The sequence below is a fragment of the Virgibacillus proomii genome (genome assembly GCF_900162615.1).
In the GTDB taxonomy this organism is placed as follows: domain Bacteria; phylum Bacillota; class Bacilli; order Bacillales; family Amphibacillaceae; genus Virgibacillus; species Virgibacillus proomii.
Genome location: NZ_FUFN01000008.1, coordinates 192,635 through 208,444 on the forward strand (window position 1 = coordinate 192,635; position 15,810 = coordinate 208,444).

Consider the following 15,810-nt stretch of genomic DNA (forward strand, 5'->3'; position numbering starts at 1 on the left):
ATTCTCATTGACCCTAATTATTGAGCATGAGATAAAGGATCGTTTCAACAACTGTGATTATCTTTTTAACTGGTGCACTTGGATATTAGAAAAGCTTGGCTTGTCGCCAAGTCTTTAGCGAAAGCTGTAGTTTTTCTTATACGATAAAGTGAAACTTCATTCAGTAGGAGTTTTCTTCCATCTCCTACTGAATGTTAGTACCGCAAGGGTATGACCTAAAGGCCCTTAAACGAATCGGGCATTTAGGTGCCGTTTTCTCCAATTTAGCTCTCGAAAGTTGTGGTTTTACGGCACCTTACATGCGGGATAAAAGGAAATATGCCCCTCTAACAGGGGTATGCTGATCCTTTCAAAAAAGATAGCCGATATATAAAAACGGATATAAGTTACAAGACAAGAAGCTAGAAACGGACAGATGAGCTCCCTTCTATGTAACAAAGAAGATTTGGAAATCAACTGCCCGCGAACATTTGCAGATCACATAATTTTAAGATATCTACGTTATAAGTGAATGTCCAAAAACCCGGTAAAAAACACAACGAATTTCTTCGCACGTTAGAACAGATAACATTTTATCGCTAAAGTTAATGCAACGTAGTGAAAAATTTTAAATTCCAAGCAATACAAATCGTCTGCTCTCTACTTACCATCAGCCAATCATTATTGGCTTGTTTCTCTGCTCATTAAAATGGATTTCGACGAATCCCTTCTAATGCTCATGTATCTATTAAAACATCTTCTACTAAAAGCGCCCATGTCCTGTGGGCAACTTAAAGTCAGTACGTCCTGTACAATTGCACTGCTCGAGATCATGCTATATTGAACTTCGACTCGAACGGCGAGTATCGGTATTGCGTCAGAACAAGCAAAGCTACGTCAGCGGTGCATCGCACGCAGAAAAAAGTACACTGCTTTTTCAAGGATGCCTGCGAACTTAAGCCTTGATCCTTTTTGAACATGTACTATAAGTATATCATTTCATTTTTAGTAAAACAAAAGCAATGGTAATAGTCTAGTTCCTATTTTCCAAGACTCAGACTAGCCTGAGAAAGTGGCCAATATTTTACATCCACTTTACCAACAAGCTGTGTTTCCGAAATAAACCCAAATGATCTGCTATCTAAGCTTTCCTCACGATTGTCTCCCATCACAAACAGCTTTCCTTCTGGAACCGTTTCCTCCCCGGTAATTTCTTTTAAGGTAAAGCTTTCTGTACGTGGTTTATCACTCATCGTAGCGTGAGTATAATTATCCAGAAACGCTTCTTCAACATACTCCCCATTTATATATAATTTATCATCTCTATAACTAATTTTATCCCCAGGTATGCCAATAACTCTTTTAACATAGTCTTCTTTTTGATTGGCGTGGAACACAATCACATCAAAACGATCCACCTCTGTTAGATCATAGACAAATGTATTAACCATTAATAAGTTACCATCATTTAGTGTTGGTACCATCGATTCTCCTTCCACTACATAGCTTGCGAAAAAGGCGGATCGACATAAAAATATAATCATGGCCCCAAGTAAAATCGTTGTGACCACTTTGCGATATTTTCTTTTCATATCTTATCTTCCTCCAGAGTAAGTTCTATTTACAGCTTACCCAAGAAAGAAATATCTTAATCTTCTTTAGAATCGAATGTTTCCCGCAACTGCGCCTTTTTCTGCAAGCGTTTCTCAATATATTTACCAATCATCCAAAATAATACGATACATATACCAACAACAATCGTTTTCACTGGATTTTTTGCAAATTCCATAATACTGGCACCTACAAAAGCAATAGAAAAGATCATCACTGATTTTCCCATAATTACCGCTAGGATAAACTGTTGTGAGCTAATTTTAGATAATCCTGAAACGACATTGATGACCGAGGATGGGGAAAACGGAAAACACATTAATAAAAATAATGGACCAAATCCATGCCGCTCAAGCCATGCCGTCACTTTTTTCACTTGTTTATTTTTTCGGATCACCGTAAAAATCCGCCGGTTGCCCAGTTTGCGAATGATCAAAAAAACCATAATCGCACCGAGTGCTGAACCAGTCCAGGATAAAATAAACCCCTCAAATAAACCATAAGCAGCAGCATTAGCAAATACAAATACAACTAAGGGTAAGAATGGCAAGAATGCTTCAATAAATGGTAATAAAATCCCAGGTAAAGGACCTAAACTCTCATAATTTTTCAGCAACTGCATAATATATTCATCAAATGTTTCCGTATCAAGCAGCATTTCCCAATCAGTTAGTTGGATGTCCAATAGAACCATGTAGTAAATCTCCTCAATATGTAAATATCGTTTTCCAAACTTGATTTCTTTTATAAGTAGGTGTTCAAAAGAGGGGAAGTGGTCTTAAGATCAAGCTAGGATCGCAATTGTCCTTTCAAACAGACGATAATTATTTTAATTCCACCCGACTTTTGAACCACCTCTATAAAGATAATCAGACTTTGAACTTACTAATTATACGCGCTATAGTTATCAAAAGTTTCTTGCTCTACTCTTTATAACATTCTCTATTAAAAATAAAACTATTTCTATTTTAAAGTAAATCAGTAAATATGCATAGTCCATACTATTATAATTGCCACTTTCTTTTCATTTAATAAAAATCTATTGAATTTTATAAGGTAAATAGCATATACTACACAAGAACAAACGTTCTTGCAGGAGGAGGTAAACGGTGATGCGTTATCTGAATGAGGAAGAGCTGACAATTGCTTCACGTTTCCTATTTCTTTCCATGACCATTATTGTTATCCAGCAAGATATTCATTATTTTCAAAAAAGCGAACTAAAATTAAAAGATGCTTATATTGGGGTATTAAAAAACATGGAAGAAAAAGCACTCCAAGAACGTAGACATCTTCGCAAAGTAATGCTGCAAAAACAAATAAAAGTAATGAAACTAGATAGAAATGATTCATTCTCTTCGTATTTGTTTCTTTGTCAAGGACGGGAAGAAAAGCGTAATTATTTCAATCCTGCTATCCGCAAAAAAGTAAAAGCTATTTTTCTGGAGTTGATGCAAAAATCTCTGCTACCTGATCAAGATGATTCTGTAGGAATTTAAGCCGGTTATTCAACAGGTAACGAAATTGAGCGGTTCTTTGTATTTGATTTAGCATAGAGCCATAGGAGATTTCAAATACCGTTCGCTTTCCATTGCGAAAGATAATTTCTGTACCATAATCATTATTTTTTTGAATTTGATCAATATGAGAGTGAGCAATCCAGGAGCATTCGGGGCTGGACGGAGAAATGGTTGGGAAAAAATACATACCACTAATGGGATCAATTGTGATTGGAGCTTTATGTGTAATACCACAGACATCTCTAGTTCCTTCTTGTCTGCCTTTTAGACTTGAGCCAAAGTATTTACAAGCAAGATCCATCATTTTACTTGGAGGAGATGAAACAGTATATTCGCCTTGTTCTTCTAATACTACGGTAATCGGCTTGTTATTAGCATCTCGCCGTGAGATAAGTGCTACTGTTAAAGGGGTAATTTCCGGGGTATCTGTGTATAAATTAAAAATCAATCTCTTTCATCCTTTCTAATGATAGAAAAGAAAGTGGCTATATACTAATTTACCAAAACTCTATTCAAAATGAAATAAAAAAAGTTACTTTTTTGAAGATTTTACTATATTTATTGTTTTTATACTTCATCACTTCTCGTAATAGCTGTTTTTTAGAAAAACTTGGCTTGTCGCCAAGTCTTTAGCGAAGCTGTAGTTTTTCTTATACTATAAACCTAAAAACTTCCTATAGTATAAATAAAAATCCCTGTTGATTGTCCATTAAAACATAGTGTAAATCTAAACAGGCTAAGCAAAAGATAATCGATGCCTACCTGGTGTACAACAGCCATTCCACGGGTTGAAAAATTCCCCCATGGAATGGAGTTTATGTTTATAATTGTTGTACATGCTCCTGAAGCTTTTTTCTTAAAATCTTTCCGGTTGTATTTTTTGGTAATTCATCTAAAAATTCAATGGTTGTGGGAACTTTATACTTTACTAGATGCTTTTCGCAAAACGCTGTTAATGATTCAGCTGTCAAATTAGAATCATCTGTAACAACAAAACATTGAACTGCCTCTCCAGTTTGGGGATCAGGAACACCAATGACAGCTACCTCAATTATATTTGGATGCATGTATAATACTTCTTCCACTTCACGTGGATAAACATTATAACCACCTACAAGGATCATATCTTTTTTTCGGTCTACAATATAAAAATAACCTTCCTCATCCATTCTTGCCATGTCACCTGTATGCAACCAGCCATCTTTTAAAGCTACTGCTGTCTCTTCAGGAAGTTTATAATACCCAAGCATTACATTAGGGCCACGTACTACTAATTCACCAACTTCACCAATAGCCACTTCTTCCCCCCACTCATCTACTACTTTATTTTCAACATGCCAGATGCTGCGACCTATGGACCCGGGCTTACGTGGTCGATCTAGTGGATTAAAGCAAGTCACTGGTGAGGCTTCAGACAATCCATAACCTTCAGAAATTTTAACATCAAAAGCTCGTTCGAAGTTTTTCAATAGTGCAACCGGCATGGACGCTCCACCAGAGATACAAAAACGAATAGCAGAAAAAGGATTTTCTTCCCCGCTTTTAGCTTGCAGCAAATAATTATACATTGTCGGCACCCCAGCAAATATAGTTGCCCGATAGTTTTTGCTTAAGGCGAACACAGCCGAAGGAGAAAATTTAGGCAATATAATAATCGTCCCCCCATTCATTAACGGTGCATTTAGGGAAACGGTTAAACAAAATACATGAAACATCGGTAGTGCCGCTATTATCCTATCATCGCCGTTAATGTTCAAATAATCTGCAACATCCTTTGCGTTAGAATATAGATTATGATGAGACAACATGGCCCCTTTTGGTGTACCAGTTGTTCCAGATGTATATAACACAATAGCCAAATCATCTTTATGTAATGCTGGTCTAGAAAAATTGTAATCTCCTAACTGAAGCAACTCGTAAAAGGAAGTTATTTTTTGCTGTGGAACTGAATCTGTCTCTGCTTCTGCTCCAGAATCACAAATAATATAATGTGATACTTGTAGTTCAGAATCCAATGTTTGAAACTTCTCCAAAAATCTATCCATGGTAATGACGGCAGTTACATCACCATTTTTTAACATATAACTCATTTCGTTTGGTGTGTATAATGGGTTGATAGGAATAACAACCATACCAAGTCGTAATGCCCCATACAGCCCAATAATATAATAAGGGCTATTTCCCATCACCAGTGCAACATGATCTCCTTTTTGGTAACCTAAAGCCGCCAAGCCAGCAGCAAATAAAGAAACAGACCGATCTAACTCATAATAACTTGTCTCCTGATTTGCAAAAATGAAAGCCGGTTTATCCACATATTCCTTTGCCGTAATCGCTAATTGCTCACTTATATTCACATTCATCCCCCTTTGCGTAATTATGAATGAATAATCATTCATAATATTTTCCGATAAAATACAGATACTCATTAAAAGCATCTATATCTTTCGGAACCATGCGAATTATTTTACGATTTCAGTATAAATCAGACACCTAATCATTTCAAGTGGAAGCGTTCGCAATATTATACAAAACTAACAGCTAAGGAGCTTCTCTATTCCTTATAAGGGATTGCAATAACAGCTTATTTTAAAAATTTTACTGTCTAAAGGAATTAAATTAAAACGAAAAATAGCCCCCATAGTGGAAGCTATTTTTTCCTTTTAGTAAATTAAATGAATAAATTCTTCTTTGGAGATCTTACCTAAGTAACGAGAAACATCTATATCAGCAAGAGCTTCTTCTAATGCTTGTCGTTGATGACGAACACCAATTAATTTATTTTCCAAGTCATTAATTTCTCCTACACCAAAAAAATCTCCATAAATTTTACAATTCTCGATAATTCCTTTCTTTACGTCCAAACGCACATCCACTAAACCAGCAGGAAATTTATGCGAAACTTGAATATTAAAGGAAGGTGACTTTCCATAATTCCAATCCCAATTTCGATAGCGTTCGCGGGAGATCTGTTTAACATTTTCCCAATCTTCATCCGTCAATTCATAGCGTGGAATTTCTGATTTATCATCCACATCAAATATATGGTGTAAAATGGTTTCTTTAAACTCATCCATCGTAATTTTTTCATCTAAGAATTCAGATATATTAGCAACACGGCTACGAATCGATTTTATTCCCTTTGAGGCAATCTTCTCTTTACGTACCTTTAATGCAGCTACCACATTTTCAATTTCTGAATCCAGCATGAGTGTTCCATGACTAAACATTTTTCCTTTTGTCGCGTACATCGCGTTTCCTGAAATCTTCCGACCTTCAACCACTAGATCATTACGGCCATGTAATTCGGCAGGAACACCTAACTTATTCAAAGCTTCAACTACTGGTTTGGTAAATTTAGCAAAATTTTGAAAGCTGTTGCCATCATCTTTTGTAATAAAGCTGAAATTCAAGTTTCCTTCATCATGATATACTGCCCCACCGCCAGATAAGCGACGAACAACCTTAATATTATTTTCCTCTACATATTGTGTATTGATTTCCTCAATTGTATTTTGATTTCGCCCTATAATGATGGATGGCTGGTTTACATAAAACAGCAAAAAAGTATCTGATTCTCCAAAATTTTCTACAATATATTGCTCTAAAGCAAGGTTAATGGTTGGATCTGTAATTCCTTTATTATCAATAAATTTCATATAAAATTCCCCTTTTCATAGATCGTTAAAAATCTAGTTAATTCTAGTTTAATAAAAAAAAACAGATGAAGCAAAAAAATACCTCTAATGATACGAAGTTTGTCAGTTAGTAATGCTAAAACAAAGGTTTTAAACTTATACCTCCGCAAGTTAAAAAATCAGGTATTCACTACAAATTAAATGGAAACAGCTTTTGTTCATAACCACAAAAGCGCAAATTTATTTAGCGATATACAATATACAAACTGGAGAACTTCTGACGAGATAAAGTGAAACTTCATTTCTTGAAATGCTTTACCCGAGAAATGTTAGTACCTTAAAGGTATGACCTAAAGGCCCTTGGACCAATCAGGAATTTAGGATGCGTTCTGCTCATAAAGTTGCAAAATAATAAGCAGATGTTTGAAATGATTAGAAAAACTTGGCTTTTCACCAAGTCTTTATGGCGAAAGCTATCTTTTTCCTATACTATAAACCCTAAAATTTTATGTTTTTCTATAGTAGAAAAATACGCCTCTTTACATTCGCGAGTCGATGTTGACTTATCGTAGGAAGTAGATCGAAATTTGCTAGTCGCTTGACGCTTAAGCTAGACGACAATACTTTTCAAAAAATATTCCTCATAAAAAAGCTACCGTTTCCAAAATATAAATTTTTTATTTTTGTTATGAAACAGCATTGACATAAACTGCACTGTTATAGTACAATGTAATTAATCCATTTAGAGGAGGAATCCTTTATGATTAACGTCATTGAATTTTTCAGGAATTTGCCTAAGAAAAAATGCAGCAAATGTGGAAATGATATGATTGAAAAAGCAGACTGCTATGGAAATTTATGTGATGAATGTGATCATCCAGCAAGATAAGCACTGTTTTTTCATTACAACAAACTTGCAGGAGTAAAACAAATATCCGGTTTGAACCTGTTTGTTTCTCAACATTTTTCTCCATTAAATCCTTTGGTATTGGTTTAATGTATTTATTTTGAACAGCTGTCAACTTATATGTTGCAGTTGTTTTTTTTTGGAAAAGAACTATCTATATAAATATTTTTATATTATAATTATTTAGAGTTTAGAAATAATTTGAGTTAAGAAGGGAGCAGATGTTTTTGGTAGAAAGGCTAACTCGATCACAGGTTCCAGATGAGCAGAAATGGGACTTAACAGACTTATTTTCAACTCGTCAAGCATGGGAACAGGAACTAGCAATGATTCAGCAAGATATGGAACAATTTAATAGATTTAAAGGAAATTTAGCTGACAATGCCTTTATCCTGCATAAATGCATCAAGGAGCTTGAAGTTTTTCAACAACGCATTATTAAAGTAGCTACTTACGCTAATTTGCGCAGTAGTGTGGACGGTACAGACGCAGAATGTCAACAGGATTCTGCAAAAGTCGCTCAAGCAATAGCAAGTATTAATGCAAAGCTTACTTTTATCAATTTAGAGATATTGGAAATACCATCTGAAACAATTGACAATTTTATTCGTGAATGCCCGCCTTTATCAACCTATCGAAAAATGCTTACAGATTTAATGGATAAAAAATCACACACACTATCCCCCGAGATAGAAGAATTACTTGCATCACTTTCTGAAGTACATGATTCACCATACATGATTTATCAACGAAGTAAATCCTCCGATATGTCTTTTGAACCGATTACTGATGAAACCGGTAAAAAGTTACCGATGTCGGCTGCTTTATATGAAGATCGTTATGAGCTTACAGCAGAAACCTCTATCCGGAGAAAAGCCTATCAATCTTTCGTTAAAACATTGAACCAATATAAACATACATATGCTGCGCTCTATACTACAGAAGTCAAGAAACAAGTGACTTTGGCTAAACAACGAAAATATCAATCTGTAACCGATATGCTACTCCACCCACAACAAGTGACCAAAGATATGTATTACAACCAATTACATGTCATTCAGGAAGAATTAGCTCCACATATGCAGCGATATGCACGTTTGAAAAAAGAAAAATTACATCTAAAAGAAATGTATAGTTGTGATTTAAAAGCACCGCTTGATCCAAACTTTAATCCTGTTACCACCTACGAGAAGGCAACAGCGATCATCATTGATGCAATGGGGGTTATGGGAGAGGAATATCAATATATCATAAAACAAGCAATTGAACACCGCTGGATTGACCTTACAGATAACGTTGGGAAAAGAACAGGTGCTTTTTGCTCAAGTCCTTATGGTGTTCATCCGTATATTCTTATTACCTGGACAGACACCATGCGTGGTGCGTTTGTGCTGGCGCATGAATTAGGACATGCCGGACATTTTTATTTTGCAGGTGAACACCAAACCTTGTTTAACACTCGTTCTTCTACATACTTTGTAGAAGCTCCTTCAACGTTAAATGAACTATTGTTAGCTGATTATTTGTTAAATCAAACCAACGATAACCAAATGAGACGTTGGATCATTACTCAGTTACTCGGAACGTATTACCATAATTTTGTTACCCATCTGTTAGAAGCTGAATTTCAGCGTCGCGTTTATGATTTAGCAGAGCAAGGTACGCCATTAACAGCAACTGTTTTATCAGAGCAAAAACTTGCTGCATTATCAGGTTTTTGGCAAGATACGGTTAGCTTGGATGAAGGGGCAGGACTTACCTGGATGCGTCAGCCACATTATTACATGGGATTATATCCATATACGTATTCAGCTGGCTTAACCGTTTCAACTGCTGTAGCACAGACAATAAAACACGAAGGAAAACCTGCAGTTGATCGCTGGATAGAGGTATTAAAATCTGGCGGAACACTAAAACCGCTTGATCTTATTCGTAAAGTGGGGATAGATATGTCACAGCCGGATGCAATTAAACAGGCGGTGGCTTTCGTTGGTTCGCTTGTTGACGAACTGGAACAGTCGTATAAATAAGTCAGAACTAAAGTTAAACCGCTCGGTTAGCTACACGAGGAGTGAATATGGATTTATTGTAGGAAGAAGGGCAATGTTTGCTAGGCGCTTGAGCGCTTAAACTGGACGAAGTTACTTTCAAAATTATCTGTCATATAAAACGTGTATCCTTATAGACAAAAAACGAGGAGTGAATAAGCTAGTTATTCACTCCTTTTCTAACTTTGACATAACTGACTCTCTTAATGATACTATATACATTTATAAAAACTTCTCGAGCACGAATCATTTGAAGAAATTGCAATGATACTTACATCAAAGTAACTTCGAGCTAATAATTTTTTGGTTAATAACGTGCTAGTAAGAACTGTAATGTCTCTTGCGCAGTTTTCTCTCCTTGTTCGATGCAATCCGGAATACCTTGTCCTTCATAAGAACTGCCGGTTAGAAACACCCCCGGTACTTGCTCTGCTGCTTGTTTACGGGTTTTCGAAAGTCTCTCTAAATGTCCTACTGTATATTGAGGACGCCCTTGTCTCCATCTAGTAACAACGCTAAAGGCTGGGTCCCCTTTTAGCTTCATTACTTTTCTTAAATCTTTTAGTACCACTTCTGTTAAATCTTCATCCGATAAATCAACGACAGATTCCTCTCCAGGTCGTCCTACATAACAACGTAATAATACTTTTCCTTCTGGAGTAGTTAAAGGCCATTTTTTATGCGTCCATGTACATGCTGAGATTTGATATCCGCTGTTTTTTCGAACCAGAAAACCGGTTCCATCTATATCTTTCTTTATTTTCACTTGATCAAAGGCCAGCACAATATTTGCTGTAGATGTCGCTGGAATTTCTTTAAATGGTTTAAAGAAATCATACTGACTGAACAGTTTCGGTAACGTAAAGCTCGGCGAAGTGACAATAATAGCATCTGCTCTGTAGACGTCTCCATTACTTAATAACAGATGATAAAAATGCTCTTTTTTTTCGATATGGTCTACTGCTGTACCAAGTGTGACCATTTCTGGATCTAGTGTTTTCTTTAATTCATGCACCAATGTTTCCAACCCATTTTTAAACGAAAAAAACATACCAGGAGCAGATTGTTTTTCGATTTGTTTCGTTGTTTTCGGCATCGTTTTGCTCAAACCTTTAATCAAACTCCCATATTTCTGCTCCAACTGGTAAAAATTTGGGTATGATGCTTGTAAGCTCATGTTGTAAATATCACCAGAATGTATACCTGATAACAATGTTTCAATTTGGTTCGTAAGCAATTCTTTCCCAAAACGCCGTTCAAAAAACGAACCTAAAGATTCATCTTTGTCTCCTTTCCCCTTTGCTTTTACCAGATCGGCTAAAGCACGGATTTTTCCTGTGGGTGAAATCAATGTAGAACGAAGCACCGAGCGAATATTTTTCGGAACCCCCATAAATGTATCCTTTGGGATTCGATGAAATTTATGATTTGCTAAAATATATGATTTTCCAGTTGCATTTCGAACAATTTCATTTTCAAGCCCCAGTTCCTTAACCAACTTTACTGCAGGTTTTTTTCTAATTAGCATGGAATCTGCACCTTGTTCAATTGTGAAGCCATCACGCTGTAATGTTCTAATCTTACCACCTAGTCGATTGCTTGCTTCTACTAGTTTGATATTAAATGGGAGTTGATTTCTAGTTATTTCCTTTTGTAAATAATAAGCAGTTGATAAACCGGTTATTCCTCCACCAATAATGACGATTTGTTTGTTTGTGTTATTCATTTTTCCCACGCTTTTTTACTTGTTTTAATACTACATCACTCAATGTATTAATAAACTGTGGATGAACATTTGGCATTTCTGGACGATAGTATGATGCCCCTAACTCCTCACAAACAACTCGACATTCATAATCATTGTCATATAACACTTCCAAATGATCAGCAATAAAACCAACAGGAGCATAAACAAATGTACGGTACCCTTTTTGCTCATATAGATCTCTAGTAAGATCTTGCACATCGGGGCCTATCCATGGATCTGGTGTGTTTCCTTCACTTTGCCAGCCAATTTCATAATTTGTAATCCCGGTTGCTTCTGAAATTAATTTTGCCGTTTCCTCTAGTTGCTGTGGATAAGGATCACCATGTTGTAATATTTTTTCAGGCAAACTATGTGCAGAAACGATGAGTACAGCTTTTTCTCGTTCCTGATCGGTCATTTTTTCATAAACATCCGTTATTTGATCTGCCCAATACTTAATGAACCCTGGCTCTTTGTACCAGCTTTCCACAGAAGTGATTGTTGTTACTCCATGTTTTTTAGCTGCATCATTCGCGCGTTGATTATAGGTTTTTACACTAAATGTAGAATAATGAGGTGCTAAAACAATAGATACAGCTTGTTCAATTCCATCTTTTGCCATTTGTTCTACGGCATCTTCAATGAATGGTTCAATATGTTTTAGCCCAGTATATGCTTTAAACTCATATTCATCTTGAACTTCATTTAGCCTTGCTTCTAGTTTCTCCACTTGCTGATTCGTGATTTTAGCCAGTGGTGAGATTCCGCCAATCGCTTTATAACGATCTGTTAAATCTTTTAGCGAAGCTTCATCAGGCTTTCGTCCGTGACGAATATGAGTGTAGTACCGTTCAATATCTTCCTCCTTATACGGTGTCCCATAAGCCATTACTAATAGTCCCCATTCTTTCTTTACCATCATCAAACACCTCTTCATGTTAAAATTTTACTTTCACTTATTCATCTTTGCCCGTGTAAGCATGGATAAAATCAGTTAATTTTTTCAATGTCTCCGGTTTAATGTCAGGTGTTACGCCATGCCCGAGATTGAACACGTGCTTTCCATCAGCAAGACCCTGATCTAAAATTACTTTCGTTCGACTTTCAATCGTTTCCCATTCAGCCAATAAAACAGCTGGATCCAAATTACCTTGTAACACTTTCGTTACCCCCAGTTCTCTTGCTTCTTGAATAGAGGTACGCCAATCTAAACCAATGACATCAACTGGAAGATCCTCCCATTCTAACAATAAATGTCTCGCTCCCACACCAAAAATGATTAGTGGAACTTGATGTCTACGGAGTTCAGAAAAAATTCGTGTCATAACCGGTTTAATGAAAACACGATAATCTTGAGTGTTCAAGCTCCCTACCCACGAATCAAAAATTTGAATTGCTTTCACTCCAGCTTCAATTTGGGCATCAACATATGCAATTATCATATCAGCAAGCTTATCCATTAATAAAAACCATGCATCTGATTGTTTATACATAAACGCTTTGGTTTTACTATAATTCTTTGATGGGCCTCCCTCAATCATATAACTTGCCAACGTAAATGGTGCCCCACTAAACCCAATTAAAGGGACTGTTAGTTGTTCTTCTGTTAATAAACGAATCGTCTCTAATACATAGGGTACATCAGATTGCGGATTAATCATCCCCAGTTTTTCAACATCAGAAATAGAATTGATTGGATTGTAAATAACCGGGCCAACTCCAGCCTTTATTTCTACTTCAACCCCCATAGAAGGTAAAGGGGACATAATATCCTTATATAAAATTGCTGCATCAACATCATAATTTTCAACGGGTAATCTTGTTACATAAGCACATAATTCTGGTTGATGGGTAATTTCAAATAAGGAATATTTTTCCTTTAACTTACGGTATTCCGGCTGTGATCTGCCCGCCTGTCGCATAAACCATGCAGGCGTATATCTTGTTTTTTCCCCTTTGTAAGCTCGAATTATCGTATCATTAAATTTGTTTATCATGCCATCCATCCTTTTTTACGTACTACGTTCCCATTATTAATATAGCGATTTCATGGGACAGTGTATAGTAAAGCTAATTGATTGTCATCATTTTGTCTTATATTTTAAATTTACCATGCGAGTCGAACAGTTTCAGAAGGTGTTCCTTCTGTTTTGGTCAATGGATCATAAGGAACAACATAGTACTTATTCGTGTTAAACATGACATCCTCAATGATAAATTCTGTTTTCCCTTCTACTTCACCAATTCGTTTATCAACACCTTCTTCTTCACGGTAAATTCGATAAATAACGCGCTCATCCTTCGAACCTTCCCAGGTCAATTTTCCTCCTAAAATGGAAATATTGCCAAATGCATAAGCTGCTTTTACATTTTTTATTTCAGGTAAGGTAATTGGCTTCGGTAAAGCCGTAACCTCTTTTGGTTTACTAAACGCCTCTTCTAATGGATGTAACCGATCCATTTCCGTTAAAATAGCTTTCACTAGCTTTGTAGGATAGGCGCTTCCCCCAGTTAAATAGCTTTTCTTATCGACTCTATCATAGCCTATCCAAGACGCCATTACATATTGTGGTGTATATCCGGCAAACCAAGCATCCTTTACTTTTCCTTCTACTTTCGGATGCTGTGTTGAACCAGTCTTACCAGCGAGTGCCTTTTCATAATTACCAGCGCTTGCTGTTCCATTTTTTACTGCTTCTTCAAGCATTTCTGTCATATCCCATGCTACCTGTGGGGTAAACACTTTTTCAGTTTTTACCTTCGCCTTATACAGCTCATCTCCACTTTGATCAAGAATACGATGGATGGAAGTAGCTGTAACAATCTTCCCTTGATGGGCAAAGCTACTATAGCTTTCCATCAAATCGACAGGAGATACACCCGTTTTTAGACCACCCAAAGCTATTGCTAATCCTTTATCATCAATAGGAAGATGTAGTTTAGATAAATATTCCTTTGCGTGCTTCACGCCAATTTCATTCAGGAGCCACACTGCCGGAGCATTTTTGGAATGAATGATGGCTTCATAAATGGACACAACTCCCTCATAGGAATCGTCATAATTTTTTGCAGTATATCCATCATATTCTATCTTTTTATCAGGTATCAGTGAATAAGGTTGATACTTTTTTCCCATTAAGGCTGGCCCGTAAACTGCTAAAGGCTTAAAGGTGGAACCAGGTTGTCTTGCTACCATTGCCTGATTCATGTCGCCAAATTCAAAATTTCTCCCTCCAATAACGGATACAATTTGCCCTGTTTTCTGCTTCATCATTGCAAACGCACCCTGTGTTTCTTTTGTACTTCCAGGAAAAAAGGCATCATTTTGAAACTGCTCATAAGCAATTCGTTGAGTATCCGTATCCATATTGACGATTAAGCGATAGCCACCCCGCTTTAATTCATCAATGGACAGATGATGAGTGGCAGCTGCTTCTTTCATAACTAAATCTGTATAACTAGACCATGATGGATCAGGTTTCCACTTATTTACATTCAGCGCTAAATCTTTGCCTTCTACTTGAGCACGCTGTTTAGCAGAAATTGCCCCTACTTCATCCATAGCACGAAGTACGGTATTTCTCCTGCTTTTCGCTTTTTCCGGATGTTTTATTGGGGAATAACCATTAGGAGCTTTGACAAGTCCCGCCAGCATTGCACCTTCACTTATGGATAAATCTTTCACATCCTTAGAAAAATAATAGTCAGCTGCTGTATCGATTCCGTAAATTCCATGACCAAAGTAGATTTCATTTAAATATAATTCTAATATTCGATCCTTAGACAACGTATTTTCTAAGTAGATAGCCGCCATTATTTCCTTCGTCTTGCGAAGCCATGTTTTTTCATGAGTGAGAAATAAATTTTTTGCTAATTGTTGTGTAATCGTACTGGCTCCTTCGACCTTACTCATCGCTAAAATATCTTTATAAACTGCACGAAATACAGAGCGGACATCGACACCCGAATGTTCATAAAATCTTCGGTCTTCAATGGCGATAAATGCATCTTTTACATGCTGGGGAACTTCTTCTAACGTTGTTAACATACGATTTTCATTGTACAGTCTACCTATAACTTTTCCATCTTTTGTTTCTATTGTCGTTGTTGTATCCAATAGTAGTTTTTCATCATCGACAACGAAACGGCCTCCAAAAACAATGGCAGCATAGGAAATCAAAGCTAACAAAATCATGAATAAAAAACTATATAAAATTACTTTTACTTTTTTAATAAGGCGTGAACGCTTCTGGTTCCTTCTTTCTATTCTGTTCATTGGTTCACCTCTATGTAATGCCCATAACATTATACGACACAATGATACAATCTTAAAGTATTTATACTCGATATTAATTAATAA

General features: G+C 36.4%; 12 protein-coding genes. 3 read left to right on the plus strand and 9 right to left on the minus strand.

Annotated features, from left to right (window positions below; all coding sequences use genetic code 11):
- Positions 1-1,019: 1,019 nt before the first annotated feature.
- Entirely contained in the window at positions 1,020-1,571 is a 552-nt protein-coding gene (gene lepB, locus BN1066_RS01865) for a signal peptidase I (protein ID WP_077317827.1), read from the minus strand.
- 56 nt (positions 1,572-1,627) lie between these two features.
- Positions 1,628-2,284, minus strand: a complete 657-nt coding sequence (locus BN1066_RS01870; protein ID WP_077317828.1) for a TVP38/TMEM64 family protein — start codon at positions 2,282-2,284, stop codon at positions 1,628-1,630.
- A 418-nt stretch (positions 2,285-2,702) separates the two neighbouring features.
- Here BN1066_RS01870 and BN1066_RS01875 point away from each other — a divergent pair, with 418 nt between their 5' ends.
- Positions 2,703-3,089 carry a YhjD family protein gene (locus tag BN1066_RS01875; RefSeq protein ID WP_077317829.1) on the plus strand — a complete coding sequence of 129 codons (387 nt, stop codon included), beginning with the start codon at positions 2,703-2,705 and terminating at the stop codon, positions 3,087-3,089.
- Here BN1066_RS01875 and BN1066_RS01880 read toward each other — a convergent pair.
- From BN1066_RS01880 to lplA, 3 genes are all read right to left on the minus strand, one after another.
- Positions 3,025-3,558, minus strand: a complete 534-nt coding sequence (locus BN1066_RS01880) for a competence protein ComK (RefSeq protein ID WP_077317830.1) — start codon at positions 3,556-3,558, stop codon at positions 3,025-3,027. The genes BN1066_RS01875 and BN1066_RS01880 overlap by 65 nt on opposite strands.
- Positions 3,559-3,931: 373 nt before the next feature.
- Entirely contained in the window at positions 3,932-5,467 is a 1,536-nt protein-coding gene (locus BN1066_RS01885) for a fatty acid--CoA ligase family protein (protein ID WP_077317831.1), read from the minus strand.
- Between the two features lie 306 nt (positions 5,468-5,773).
- Positions 5,774-6,769, minus strand: a complete 996-nt coding sequence (gene lplA / locus BN1066_RS01890) for a lipoate--protein ligase (RefSeq protein ID WP_077317832.1) — start codon at positions 6,767-6,769, stop codon at positions 5,774-5,776.
- A gap of 739 nt (positions 6,770-7,508) precedes the next feature.
- Here lplA and yhfH point away from each other — a divergent pair.
- Positions 7,509-7,637, plus strand: coding sequence for a protein YhfH (yhfH, locus tag BN1066_RS01895; protein ID WP_077317833.1), 129 nt, complete (start codon positions 7,509-7,511; stop codon positions 7,635-7,637).
- A gap of 239 nt (positions 7,638-7,876) precedes the next feature.
- Positions 7,877-9,685, plus strand: a complete 1,809-nt coding sequence (gene pepF / locus BN1066_RS01900) for an oligoendopeptidase F (RefSeq protein WP_077317834.1) — start codon at positions 7,877-7,879, stop codon at positions 9,683-9,685.
- Positions 9,686-10,010: 325 nt separating this feature from the next.
- On the opposite strand, the gene hemY is transcribed toward pepF, so the two are convergent.
- From hemY to BN1066_RS01920, 4 genes are all read right to left on the minus strand, one after another.
- Complete coding sequence (gene hemY / locus BN1066_RS01905) at positions 10,011-11,429, minus strand: protoporphyrinogen oxidase (RefSeq protein WP_077317835.1); 1,419 nt, start codon at positions 11,427-11,429, stop codon at positions 10,011-10,013.
- Complete coding sequence (gene hemH, locus BN1066_RS01910) at positions 11,422-12,369, minus strand: ferrochelatase (RefSeq protein ID WP_077317971.1); 948 nt, start codon at positions 12,367-12,369, stop codon at positions 11,422-11,424. The genes hemY and hemH overlap by 8 nt, the downstream gene beginning before the upstream one ends.
- Before the next feature lie 37 nt (positions 12,370-12,406).
- Positions 12,407-13,447 (minus strand): uroporphyrinogen decarboxylase, encoded by a 1,041-nt coding sequence (hemE, locus tag BN1066_RS01915; RefSeq protein ID WP_077317836.1) that lies wholly within the window; start codon positions 13,445-13,447, stop codon positions 12,407-12,409.
- Positions 13,448-13,557: 110 nt separating this feature from the next.
- Complete coding sequence (locus BN1066_RS01920; protein ID WP_077317837.1) at positions 13,558-15,726, minus strand: transglycosylase domain-containing protein; 2,169 nt, start codon at positions 15,724-15,726, stop codon at positions 13,558-13,560.
- Between the last annotated feature and the right edge of the window lie 84 nt (positions 15,727-15,810).